The organism is Ferrimicrobium sp., from assembly GCF_027319265.1.
In the GTDB taxonomy this organism is placed as follows: Bacteria; Actinomycetota; Acidimicrobiia; order Acidimicrobiales; family Acidimicrobiaceae; genus Ferrimicrobium.
Genome location: NZ_DAHVNP010000030.1, coordinates 1 through 12345 on the forward strand (window position 1 = coordinate 1; position 12345 = coordinate 12345).

Here is a 12345-nt window from a genome sequence, read left to right on the forward strand (position 1 = left end):
AGACTCGATGGCAAATGCATGCGCCTGACAGCAAGTTCGACCATCTCGTAGAAGGCCTGGCCCTGGGGATCCGTATTGGGGTTGGTGCGACCGAGGAGAAACCCTTTCCCGTCAAGGAGACTAAAGAGCCGGGAGATCGGAAGCGTCCCTTGGCTAATCTTCGCAAGAGTCGGGGCATACGAGGTGTGGGGGTTATAAGCCACCACGATTGGAGAAGCGGCGAAGGAGACATACCATGACGTCTTCGACGGCTCGAGTTCGGCGATCGGAGCGGCTCCGATGCTCTCGAAGACATTCGGAGTAATCTCACCGGCAACGATCTCCTTAACCAGGCCAAATGACCCAGCACCCCTCCCAAGATAACCATATCCACTGGTCTTGGCAAAGGCAGGCCCAATAGTCCCTTCATTCAATAGTTGCAACGATCCAGCGTAGGCGACATTCGCTGTCTGATGTGAGACAGACGAGGTCCCCGTCGACGCGCCGCAGGCACCAAGCGCCAGGGCACTCATTCCCGTCGCTGCCACCATCCGAATTCGAGAATTGCTCACGCAATCTACAATAGCAGATAGCAATTCTGACTTGCACCTGCCGGGAGTTCGTCTCAGCGTCAGACAGGCGCAATACCTACCATCGTTGGGACTCTCCAGCTCCCAGACAGGGTGCACCTTCATGGCGACTGGGCTGAGAAGCGGTCGCGAATGCCTCGGCGCCCCTATCGCAGCAACGAGCAATCTCGGCCCCCACTAGAGTAAACCCGTGACACGACCGCTCGACCTGCCGACCTCCTTCGCTGACAGGGTCTGCGTGACCGACCCGGACATCATTGATCCGTACTGCAGCGACTGGACTGGTCGCGTCATCGGCACAACTGACCTACTCCTGCGCCCCGGTACCCACTATGAGGTCGCGCAATTGGTGCAGGCCGCACGTCAGCACCGTGCAACCCTTCTCGTACAGGGAGGCAATACCTCGCTTGCCGGTGGATCCGTTCCGCTAGCTCATGAGATTCTTCTCACCACCGAACGCCTCGACACGATCGCCGTCGATCCAGCGTCGATGACGGCGACGGTCGGAGCCGGCGTAACGCTCGCCCGGCTCCAGTCAGAGATCGCCCGTTACGGATTCACCTTCGGCGTCGACATCGCCTCCCGGGGCTCCGCGACGCTTGGTGGCATGACGGCAACCAACGCAGGAGGGATCCACGTCCTACGCTACGGACCAATGGCCGATAATGTCGTCAACCTTTCCTGTGTTTTTGGCGATGGATCGACAATCGAGCGCCGCGACACCCTGCTTAAAGACGCGACGGGCCCATCGTTGCAACGTCTGCTTATCGGCTCCGAGGGCATCTTTGGCGTGATCACCTCGGTAACTCTGCGTTTGCGGACAACATCACAACATCGCTCGGTCGCCATCACCCCTTTGGAGTCGATCGACGAGGGCGTGGCTATCAGCACGTTGCTCCGTGGCAAGCTAGCATCGGTAAACGCCATCGAATACCTCGGACCTGAGGCGATTGCCCTCAGCCCGTCCAATCCACCCTGGGAGCGTGGGGCTGGCGGCGCACTCCTTATTGAGGTTCTCGAAACAACCTCCTCACTGGTCGATACCCTCGACAATCTCAGCCTTGATCGAGAGTGGGTGCTCGCCGACACGACACAAGCGATTCATGGCCTCTGGTCCTGGCGCGAAGACATTGCAATGTGGGTGGCCAGGGTTGGCAAACCGCTCAAACTCGACCTCGCCGTGCCGATCAACCGCATCGGCGACCTCTACCGACAGGCGCAGATGGTAGCACAGGATGCCCACATTCAGTGCGTCTGCTTCGGTCATCTCGGCGACGGCAACCTCCATATCAACCTCGTAGGTGATGATCATTCCCTCGAAACATCCTCTCGAGCGATCTATCAGGCGGCGGTTGACCTCGGTGGCACCATCAGTGCCGAACACGGTATTGGTACCCTCAAGAAGGGGGTTCTCCCCCTAATGCGATCGGCTAGCGAACGTCATCGTCTCTCTCAGCTGATTGAACTCTTCAACCCAGGAAGGGTTGTCAATCCAAATGTTATGCTGGACCCATCACAAGGAGGCGGATATGAGCGAAGCTGACCAATGGAACGAGCGTTACCGTGAAAGCGACCGGCTCTGGATTCCAGACGCCGACGCATCCCTCAAGGAGGCAATGGCTACAATCGCGCCAACGACTGCACTCGATCTTGGCTGTGGAGAGGGTCGCAATGCTCTCTACCTTGCTCGAGAGGGCTTCCAGGTAACCGCCGTAGACTTCGCTGACGTCGCCTTAGATCGACTTCGTACCGTTGCAGCGAATGAAGGTCTGACCATCGAGACCGTCTGCGAAGACATGTACTCGTACCTCGCCCACCCGCATCGCTTTGGCCTCGTGATCCTTGCAAATATCCACCCCCCACGTCCCGCGCGCCTCGATCTCTACGCCCATCTGCGTGAAATCGTGACACCTGGTGGCCATCTCTATATCATCGGTCATCATGTCGACTCCTTCGGCGTGACCGGTCCACCCGACCGAGATCGTCTCATCGATGAGGACGAGATCCGGTCGGCCTTTGACGGGTTCACCATCGAAACACTTACAAAGGTCTCTGACATCGCCGATCACGGCCACGCGGCACCTTCCCTTGTCGCACTCCTCCAGCGCCCAAGCGACCCTACTACGGCATAACCTTCCGAGCAGGTCTCGCAGAGACGCAAAGATAGCTCTCCGCCACTCCTCACCAAGGCCCTAAGTCCCACCCCTTCTATGTCCAAGGCCACTGGGTATTGCCCCGTTCGATCCCTAGAACGAGTAGGTGAAGCCCGGGTGGGCCAGGGAGTGGAAGGAGTGATCATGACCAAGTTCATGCATCATCAGACAACGACACCAACCAAGACGGCCGATGTCACCAATATCGAGGAGCCACGAGCGGCTCGTTGGCTCTTTGCCGGCAAGGCCGCCTCATGGATCTGGTTGATCGTACGGCTCTGGTTGGGCTATGAGTGGATCGACGCAGGTGCCTCCAAGCTCTGGGGAGCAGAGTCGGCGGCGTTCTGGAGGAGTGGCCTTGGTGTCAAGGGCTTTACCCTTGGTGCTATCGCTGAGTCCAAGGGACCCCATGCACAGGTCTCCTATGGCTGGTGGGTCGCGATCCTGCGTCATGGGGTGCTCCCACACTATCTGTTGGTAGCACGCGTGGATGCGATCGCAGAGTTGGTGATCGGGATCGCCCTCGTCCTTGGTGCCTTTAGTGCAATCGCTGCCTTCTTTGGCCTTGCACTGAACTTCACCTATGTCTTTTCCGGCGCCGTCTCAACGAACCCCGTCTGTATCATCCTTGGCATCGGCATCGTACTGGCCTGGAGGAACGCTGGGTGGTTAGGACTTGACCGTTACCTGCTTCCACGGATGGGAACCCCATGGCAGCACCAACGTGCTCTCCCAACTCAAGACCCAATCAGCCGAGACTCAACCAGCCAAGACTCAACCAACTGAAGACTCACAGACCGTAATCCACATCCCCAAGGCACACACCAACTCCCCCTCATCTACGAGGGGGAGTTGGTGTTGAGCGTTCTAATAAGAACCGCAGCTGGGCAATGATTGGGGGAAGCGTTTGGTGCCAGTCCCCGACGATGGTGAGATCCACTCCTGGGTCACCGAGAGGAGGTGACTGTGTGAGGTTCACCGTTGTCCCGGCCCCACTCACGCCACTCAGATGGTTGTGGCTTCCACGCGTTCCCACTCCGATGTAGAGCCGGGGTGAGATGGAGCGTCCAGTGATGCCGATCTGGCGTGAGCGTGGCAGCAGTCCGAGGTCGGCAATCTTTCTCGTACAGCCCACCTCTGCGTCGATGGTGGCTGCCAGTTGGTAAATGTCGGTGAGTGCATCGCTCGTGACGCCCGCGCCAACGGCCAAGACGAGCGGTGCATTCGCGAATTGAGCGACGTCCTGGGTTTCGGGAGTGCCAGCGAGAGAGACACGGCCTCGTTCGGGGACCGTGAGAACGGATCGCGTGGGTTCAGTAGGAACAAGCCCATCGATGGGAGGTGCACCTCGAGGGCGCAACAGTGCGATGCCTATCGCAGTGGTCGTAGAGACCTCGGCGACAGAGGCCACTGACCCAACAGATTTCCAGCCGGTAATGGTGGGAGGTTCGGTGATCGTCAATCGGTCGAGATCGGTGAGGACGCCGGCATCCAGGGTCACACCAAGGCGGCCACCGAGTTCTCGGCCATAGGAGGTCGCCGGTGCCACAACCAGTTGTTGTGGGTGGTTTTGCAGCCACTCAGCGATGACTGGTGCGAGGTCGTCCTCCAGTCGGCTCCCGTTGAGGCAAACGAGGTGATGAGCACCGAGGAACGCGCGTGGTGTCGTCTGAGCAGTGGTGGGGAATGCGAGAACAGTGAGTTGAGCGTCGTTTGATGCGCAACCATTGAGCAGGTAGGTGACCAGCTGTTCATTGAGTGCTGGCTGATCTGGGTCACAGAGGTAGGCCACGCGTGCGAGCGAAAACGTTGTAACTGGTTGGGAAGTCGGCGCTTGATCGGTCGTAAGGAGTCGGTCACTGAGCAACGCGAGTGCCTTATCGAGTTCGGTTGCCCCATCGATGACGATATTCAATCGCTGCAGGGATGCATGCCGGATATGATTCACTCGTGTGCGTGAGCTGGGGCTTCCGTGGGTGAATCCCAGGTCGTCGGCATCGAGCCGTTGGATGGTCGTAACGGCGACTGCTTCGATTGCGTCGGGGGACGCCTTGGCTGGTACACAGATGCGTTCGGCAACGGCGACCACGGCAGGGAGGGCGACGCGTATCGACCGGACGCCATCATCGAGTTCGGTGTTCAGTAATAGGGAGTTGTCGTCGAGATCGAGCTGCTTGGCGGCTCCTGCATAGGGCAGGCCGAGGAACTCGGCCAATTGAACTCCTACGAGACCGGTGTTTGCGTCGATCGCAAAACGGCCCGTCAGAATGAGGTCCCAGGGATGTGACCGTGTTTGAATGAATCGGGCAAGTACCTCCGCTGTCGCTAGCGCGTCAGAACCGGCAAAACGTGGGTCACTGAGAAGATATGCGTGGTGTGCCCCGACGGCAAGTGCCTCTTGCAGAATCTGAGTCGCCGATGGTGGCCCCATGCTGACTACCGAGCAGGTACCTCCGTGTTGGTTGGCAAGTGTCACTCCAGTCGCGATAGCCCGCCGACAAAAAGGATTCAATCCCTGATCTTCGGGGGGTCGGACCATCCTGCCTGAGGCATCAAAGTCGGCAAAATCTGCCTGGGTCACCTGCTTGATCGCAACGAGGATACGCAGTCCATTCATCGGTACAGCTCCTTCCCGCTGGGATGTAATGTGCTCAACGTCTTGTCAGTCGATGGTGGTGAAGTTATCGTGAATGGCCGCGTCGTAGTACGAAGTTGGTCGCTATCATCGAGAGAACCGGTGACTCGCCTTCCTGACTCATCTCGATTTTGGTCTTGATAATGCCTCGATCAGACTTGGTACGCGATGGCCTGACGTCGACCACGCCACAGTGGAGCCAGAGTTGATCGCCAGCTCGTACTGGCGCAAGCCACTGCAGGCTGTCAAGACCTGGCGAACCGAGGCTTGATTCGGGTGACAGGTAGTTGGCGACGAGCTCTCTCATCGCCAGGACACAGGTGAACCAACCACTAGCGATGATTCCTCCGTAGATGCTCTGGTGTGCCGCTTGTGCATCGATATGAAATGGCTGTGGATCCCACTGGCGCGCGAACGCGATCATCTCTTCTTCGTCGACCGCAATGGGACCATAGCGAACTTCGTCACCAATGGTGTAGTCCTCAAAGAAGTATGTTGCCATGTGCTTTAGTCTAACCAGCTTGAGAAGCGAGGGTTGGCCATGGAGACGTCGCTACTCTTGCTGAGGGAGTATGACTCCAAGCTTTGCAGCGAGTTCCTGATCGGTGGGTTCAACGAGAAAACTACCATCCTCGAAGACGATCGTGGGAATGTGGGGGTCACCACCCTGAAGTTCGCGGATGTGTGCTTTGCCATCCTCATCAGCATCGGTATCGATCCAGGTGAAGGCCGTTCCCGTTCGCAACAGGAGTTCCTTCGAACGCCTGCAATCTGGACACCAGTCGGCGCCATATACCATGATGGCCATTGCTCATTACCTCCTTCGATCGGAGCGCTAGGGCTTCGTCGGTAGCTCATTGCTTACTGTCTTGGCTCGGTTGTTCGCTTAGGACGATTGCCCCGGTCGTCTCGCCTTTGCGCGTGCGGCACCCTCCAGGATGACCTTTCGTACCCGCACTTGCGTAGGTGTCACCTCGACGCACTCGTCATCGGTGATGAGTTCGAGAGCTGATTCGAGCGTGAGGGGAATGGGTGGGACGAGGCGAACGAGTTCATCCGCCGTCGAGGAACGGACGTTGGTGAGCTTCTTCTCTTTGGTGGGGTTCACGTCCATGTCCCCGGGCCTTGCGTTGATCCCGATGACCATACCCTCATAGACCTGATCCTGGGGAGAGACGAAGAGCTCTCCGCGTTCTTGCAGGTTCAAAAGGGCGTAGGTCATTGCTACGCCAGTGCGGTCTGATACCAGACTTCCCTGGCTTCTTGGCTTTATCTCGCCGACTACTGGTCCCCACTTCTCAAAGGTGTGATGGATGATTGCGCTGCCCCGGGTTGCGGAGAGGAGTTCACTACGGATACCGAGGAGCCCTCGGGACGGAATCAGGTAACTTGCACGCATCCACCCAGATGCCATTTGGTGCATCGAGTCGAGTGTCGCTCGGCGCATCGAGACGATTTGAGTGAGTGAGCCAAAGTACTCATCGGGTACGTCGACCTCAAGCAACTCGAATGGTTCAAAGATGTGGCCATCGACCAGCATGGTGAGTGCTTTTGGTTTTGAAACAGTCAGTTCGAAGCCTTCTCGACGCATGAGCTCGATCAGGACTGCGAGTGCGAGTTCCCCTCTGCCCTGCACCTCGAAGGTATCGTTGCGCTCAGTCGGAACGACTTTGATCGCGACATTTCCGATGGTCTCCTGTGCGAGTCGTGAGCTGATCAAGCGAGCGGTGAGTTTTTTGCCTTCCTTGCCCGCCAAGGGTGAGGTGTTGACGCCAATCGTCATTGAGATGGCTGGCTCTTCGATGGTGAGTGGTGGCAGTGCACTGGGTGCCTCAGAATCAGCGATTGTCTCGCCAATATTGACGTCCTCAAGCCCTGCGACGATGGCGAGCTCACCTGCGGTGACTTCATCAACGGCGATGCGTTCCAGGTAATGAGTAATGAACAACTCACCCAGTCGTATCCGCGTCTGCGTCCCGTCGATATGGATGCGCGTGACACTAGCTCCGCGCTTCAACGAACCGGCAAAGACGCGGCAGATAGCGAGCCTACCGAGATATGGAGATGCGTCAAGGTTGGTGACCTGGGCCTGTAACGGAGCGTCTGGTAGGGCAAGGGGAGCGGGAATGGTCTCGATGATGGCCCGAAACAAGGGGGTCAAGTCCTGCTCTAGTTGATCTGCTGCGAGACCGGCGACTCCTTGCTTCGCCGATGCGTAGATGACCGGGAACTCGATCTGGTCCTCATCGGCACCGAGTTCGATAAAGAGCCCCAAGATCTCGTCCAACACCTCGCTTGGACGCGAGTCCGGACGATCAACCTTGTTGATGACCACGATGACAGGGAGCTTCCGCTCAAGGGCCTTGCGGAGGACGAAACGGGTCTGCGGTAGTGGGCCCTCGGCAGCGTCCACCAACATCAGCACTCCATCGACCATGAAGAGCGCTCGCTCCACTTCGCCGCCGAAGTCAGCGTGTCCTGGCGTGTCCACGAGATTGATCTTGTAGTCCTCGAAGAATACCGAGGTATTCTTGGCAAGAATTGTGATGCCCTTTTCTCGTTCTAGATCCATCGAGTCCATAATGCGATCCTCGATGGCTTGGTTCTCTCGGAACGCTCCAGATTGGCGAAGGAGTTTGTCGACAAGGGTTGTCTTTCCGTGGTCGACGTGGGCGATGATGGCAACGTTACGTAACTCGTTGGGCACTGTGGTGAATACTCCTCTTAATCGGGCGTGTCTGTCTCGGGCATGGCGGGATGGTTCGGACGATGATCTAGGCGCCGGTGTTCTTCTGAGTTCTCTTGAACTCACGCTCGACATCGAGCCAAGTGATCGGCTCCGGGTCTGCACCCAGATCCTCTTGCTTTTGCGCCCTAACCATTATAGCGACAGCGACGGTCCAGAGAATCCCGAAGTCGATGAGCTTCGGTATTGCTCCAGCCAACTGCTGGTCCCCGACCTCTGATGCGCCGAAGATGAGATGGAGGTTGGTGGCAAAAATTGGATAGAAGGAGTGATGGGAGAAGATGAGCACAAAGGCGGGGAATGTGGGGAGAAGGCTCTGTGCAAACAGATAGATCACTCGCCCGCCGGTCGAGAGCTTGCGTGTTCCTGGGTTGAGTCTGAGGGCAGGAATCCACATGAGCGCTCCGATGACTACAAAGGCCACTTGCAGATAGACATAGACGACCAGCGAAGTGGCTTGCGCCTCGACGATGGCCGCAAGCATAGAGAGCACGAAGAGGGCGGCATAGAGAACCGTGGTAAGGATCGGCGAGGTGAGGAACTCAAGGAGGGCATCCACGAAGGGAGTCTCTGTCAGTCGGTGGAACAACCAGTGGGGAATGCCAAGGAGTAGGAGAGGAACGGCGACCAGTTCAATCAGCATGTTGTGCGTGAGGTAGGCGAGGCTCGAGACGTAGCGGGCAAGCTCGAGTGAGGGCCAACTCTCCATCAGTGCGAGTAGAACGAGGCCACTTAGGAACAGCGCGTGTTGTCGTGGAGTCACCGCGTCGCGAAGTCGAACATGGAGTGGCGAGTTGCTCAGCCGACTCGCTATTTTGGGGATCAGCCAATAGTAAAAGAGTCCTCCAAGCAAGAGGACAATAGCCCCTCCATATGGAGGGGTGATGCGAAGTACGGCTTCGCCCGTGACGGTGCCTAGCACCTCATTCCTCCCAGCGACACACATCCCTTTTGCAAGGGTCCCTTACCTAAGGGTTACCCCGTAAGTTTAGGCTGATGTTTTGACGAACGAGAACTTCGACGTTTCATCGTTGCGCCGGAGTGACGGGTAGGGAGGAGGCGCCGATGCTAGATTCCAAACGGCGGCGGGAATGTTGACGCAGAAAGGGTGGTGCCGATGGCGTCCGACCCCTTGATCAGGCTGGTCAATCTCTTTGAACTCCTGAGCACGACGCACGAACCGCTGACTCAAGAGATGATCACCGATCTCGTACCTGGGTTTCCCGAGTCGCCGAGTGCTCGTGCACGTGCTTTTGAACGAGCCAAGGCAAGCTTGCGTGAGATTGGCATCCCCCTTCGGACCATAACGTTGCCCGGTCGGTCCCAGGTTGGTTATCGGATCGACGCCGAGGATATTCAGTTTGACCTCGATCTCACTCGGGCTGAATGGGCGGCGCTTGAGGCGGCACTTGGTTGTGCCGTCTTCGTCGGCCAGCACGGTCGACACTTTGAAACCCGTCTTGGCTTGCTGTATCGGCAGGCAGCTCCAATCGTCTGGGGAATGGGAGAACTCGTTCATCTCAATCCTGATCTCGGTCGAGCTATCGCGGAGTCACGACGTGTGCGCTTCCTCTACCGTGGCCGTGAGCGTGATGTCTTTCCCTTTGGGGTGCTCATGCGTTGGGGACACGCCTATCTCGTCGCCGATGAAGGAGGACACCAAAAGAGTTTTCGCACTGACCGCATCGAACCTCCTTACCACCTTGGCCCCCTTGACGAACATCCCAGGCCCGCCGATCTTCGGTCTGCATTGCCGGAACATCCGTGGCTGCTCGAGGTTGACCAGAGGGTTGCCGTCATGTTGGTTGGATCGCCGGCGCAACTTGCGTCGCTTGGTGCCACGCTCGTTGGCGATGCTCCGATCATGACCACCGAGGGTCTGGTTCCAGATGCCCAAGCGTTGGTGTATGGGCGTGTCGAGGTCTCGAATGTTAGTGCTCTCCTCTCCGACCTACTGATGGAGCCGTATCCGGTGATTCCGGTGGCCCCTGCCGAGATTCGCGAGCGCTTTGTGCAGCAAGTGCAAGCCGTCTGGGCCTCGCTGGATGTGGGATTGGTCGCCGGTGAGGTGCAGGCCACGGCACCGCGGGCAAGCCTACGACAGGCTAGTCGCACGAACCGCACCCTGGAGGATCGCTTTCTTGCGGTCCAGGGCTTACTCTCGTACCTGCGGGTCAATGGCGGAGCGGCGACGATCGTGAACTTGGCTGATGTCTCTGGCTTGGAGCCGAGTGAGGTGGTGGAGCTCTTGGAGACTGCTTCGCTCGCAGGATTGCCGCCCTACAGCCCCGACGTGCTCTTGGACGTGGTGGTCGACGAGGAGTTTGATCTTGTCGAGGTCTCTGTTGATACTGGTCTCGGCCGAAGTCAGCGGATCGATGTGGTCGAGGCGATGACCGTCCTCGCGACACTTGAGGCGGTGACGAGCATCATGGATGGGGAGGTCCCCGAACTCCAGCGCGCTGCAGAGAAGCTCCGGTCGGCTATTCGAGGACAACTCTTGCGATCAGGAGAGGTGGCGAACTCTGATGACCCACCGGAAGCGGTGGCACTTCTCCGACGGGCTATCGCTGAACCTGAATGTGTCGAGCTCGATTACACCGATGCCGAGGGCCGTACGAGCCATCGACACCTACTTGCCATCAGTCTGTTTGTGGTAGCAGGTCGATGGTATCTCTACGGCCTCTCCGATGGTCAGCAGCGCCACTTTCGGCTGGATCGGATGCGCAATATTGTGTTGATGGAGTTTGACGGATGTCATGAGGTGGCCGCTGTTCGCCAGGCGCAACGCTCGCTCGATCGCCTCGATCCCTTGGGTCTGCGATCGTCGGGAACGCCGATTCGGCTGCATCTTGAACCAGATCAACTCGCCAAGCTTGAGGCGCTGACCCAGGGTATCTTTGACCGTGAAGGGGATAGCTGCATCGTCTACCGCTTCCGTGACGAATGGTTGGTGCGTCTCTTGTTGGCAATCGGCCCCGGAACGAGTGGTGTTATTCCGGCCTCCGTCCTGGCCAGCCTCCGTTACCGCGCATCAGCTATTCTGACGATGGTTGAGGAGTGGGTCTCTGCAACCACGGAGCGATCCGAGGTCTGACGATGCAATTCCGCTGGTTTGGTGGTGGTTTAGGAAGGCTGAGGCAGGTCATTGGAGAGAACTGAGATTGTGCAGGCGATCGCAAGCGCGCGACACGGGCTACTTGCGACGATCACTCCAAAGGGGGCAGTACATACGGTTCTTGTGAATCCCTTTTGGTCAGAAAGCCGAGAATGCATTGCGGTGTTTTCGCGACGAAGGAGCCAAAAGGTGGTCAATCTGGAGAATCGATCAACGGCGACCATCGCCTTGGTCGAGGGTGCGAAGTACTTTGCCATGCTTGGAGTCGCGACGGTCGTGGATGATGGAGATGAAGTGGAGCGCTGTTTGCCTGCGTTCTATCACAAATACCAGCGATTCCCTGTGGAGGCAGTCGATAGGGTCGTGATCTATCTGAACGTCGAACGTACACTTGGTGGTCTCTAGGGGTCGGCGATCGAAGAGCGGGTAGCGCTTTTCTGGCTGATCGCGACCTAAGAATTGACTGGAGGCTGCGGGGTGGCTGGCGGCGAGTCATGGTTCTATGCTTACCAGGTGTAAATAGTTTACGCCGATTGCTTTTACCGTGATTGCGTTGTGATAGCGGGTGATACGGCGCGCGTGACCAGAGGGATACCATGGAGCTAGTGAAGACAGGGGCAGCGGCTAGCCGCTCTTCGAGCCATGAGCAGTTGCGTGATGCGGTATCGCTTATCCTTGCCATGATGCCGGTGGTGAGGACGATCAAGGCGCGAGCTGGGAGCTGTCAGGTCCAAGGCGTGTCGATTACTCCTCGCCACATGCAAGTGTTGATGCAGATTCTGTTGGGGGGAGAGGTCACCGTTAGCGAACTGGCAGAACAGCTGAGAATGAGCCTTGCAAGCATCTCGTTGGTAGTCTCACAACTGGCCGCAATAGGTCTTTTGGAACGCCATGAGGACCCTCTTGATCACCGACGAACCGTGGTGCATGCAGGCCCTGAGTACGGCTGGTTCGTCACCGAGGTGCTAATCGACCGGTTCCAGCCGCTGATCAACGCGCTCGACACCCTTGCCCCCGAAGAGCGGGACAACCTCGAGCGCCTCGCACATCTTTTGTCGTCTCACCTTGTTGCAGCGCTCGATGGAATGACGCTCGATGGGTGAGGCGCACCCACCATCAACCGG

At 57.9% G+C, this 12345-nt stretch carries 12 protein-coding genes; 6 read left to right on the forward strand and 6 right to left on the reverse strand.

The genetic code is table 11. The annotated features are described in order from the left end of the window. On the reverse strand, positions 1-551 hold a 551-nt coding region (locus M7439_RS03965; RefSeq protein ID WP_308464386.1), incomplete at its 3' end, for a substrate-binding domain-containing protein. A gap of 208 nt (positions 552-759) precedes the next feature. Here M7439_RS03965 and M7439_RS03970 point away from each other — a divergent pair. The 3 genes from M7439_RS03970 to M7439_RS03980 all read left to right on the forward strand — a co-directional run bounded on the left by M7439_RS03970 (position 760) and on the right by M7439_RS03980 (position 3508). Continuing rightward, the gene (locus M7439_RS03970; protein ID WP_298348948.1) at positions 760-2112 is read left to right on the forward strand and encodes an FAD-binding oxidoreductase; all 1353 of its coding nucleotides are present in this window, start codon (positions 760-762) and stop codon (positions 2110-2112) included. Further along, positions 2099-2701: a class I SAM-dependent methyltransferase gene (locus tag M7439_RS03975; protein WP_308464387.1), complete on the forward strand. Its 603-nt coding sequence runs from the start codon at positions 2099-2101 to the stop codon at positions 2699-2701. Before M7439_RS03970 ends, M7439_RS03975 begins: the two co-directional genes overlap by 14 nt. Before the next feature lie 165 nt (positions 2702-2866). Further along, positions 2867-3508: a DoxX family protein gene (locus M7439_RS03980; RefSeq protein ID WP_308464388.1), complete on the forward strand. Its 642-nt coding sequence runs from the start codon at positions 2867-2869 to the stop codon at positions 3506-3508. Positions 3509-3557: 49 nt separating this feature from the next. On the opposite strand, the gene M7439_RS03985 is transcribed toward M7439_RS03980, so the two are convergent. The 5 genes from M7439_RS03985 to M7439_RS04005 form a co-directional block, all read right to left on the reverse strand. Next, positions 3558-5339 (reverse strand): FAD-binding protein, encoded by a 1782-nt coding sequence (locus M7439_RS03985; protein WP_298345341.1) that lies wholly within the window; start codon positions 5337-5339, stop codon positions 3558-3560. A gap of 64 nt (positions 5340-5403) precedes the next feature. After that, on the reverse strand, positions 5404-5859 hold the full coding sequence (locus tag M7439_RS03990) for a MaoC family dehydratase (RefSeq protein WP_298345338.1): 456 nt from the start codon (positions 5857-5859) through the stop codon (positions 5404-5406). Positions 5860-5910: 51 nt separating this feature from the next. Next, on the reverse strand, positions 5911-6165 hold the full coding sequence (locus tag M7439_RS03995; RefSeq protein WP_298345335.1) for a glutaredoxin domain-containing protein: 255 nt from the start codon (positions 6163-6165) through the stop codon (positions 5911-5913). Between the two features lie 78 nt (positions 6166-6243). Continuing rightward, entirely contained in the window at positions 6244-8064 is a 1821-nt protein-coding gene (gene typA / locus M7439_RS04000) for a translational GTPase TypA (protein WP_298345332.1), read from the reverse strand. Between the two features lie 67 nt (positions 8065-8131). Continuing rightward, positions 8132-9025 (reverse strand): cytochrome c oxidase assembly protein, encoded by an 894-nt coding sequence (locus M7439_RS04005; protein ID WP_298345330.1) that lies wholly within the window; start codon positions 9023-9025, stop codon positions 8132-8134. A gap of 195 nt (positions 9026-9220) precedes the next feature. On the opposite strand from M7439_RS04005, the gene M7439_RS04010 reads away from it, so the two are divergent. The 3 genes from M7439_RS04010 (at position 9221) to M7439_RS04020 (ending at position 12324) form a co-directional block, all read left to right on the forward strand. After that, on the forward strand, positions 9221-11200 hold the full coding sequence (locus M7439_RS04010) for a YafY family protein (protein ID WP_298345327.1): 1980 nt from the start codon (positions 9221-9223) through the stop codon (positions 11198-11200). Positions 11201-11251: 51 nt separating this feature from the next. Further along, a complete protein-coding gene (locus M7439_RS04015) occupies positions 11252-11626 on the forward strand; it encodes a pyridoxamine 5'-phosphate oxidase family protein (RefSeq protein WP_298345324.1) in 375 nt (124 codons plus the stop codon). 191 nt (positions 11627-11817) lie between these two features. Then, positions 11818-12324, forward strand: coding sequence for a MarR family winged helix-turn-helix transcriptional regulator (locus M7439_RS04020; protein WP_298345320.1), 507 nt, complete (start codon positions 11818-11820; stop codon positions 12322-12324). Positions 12325-12345: the final 21 nt, after the last annotated feature.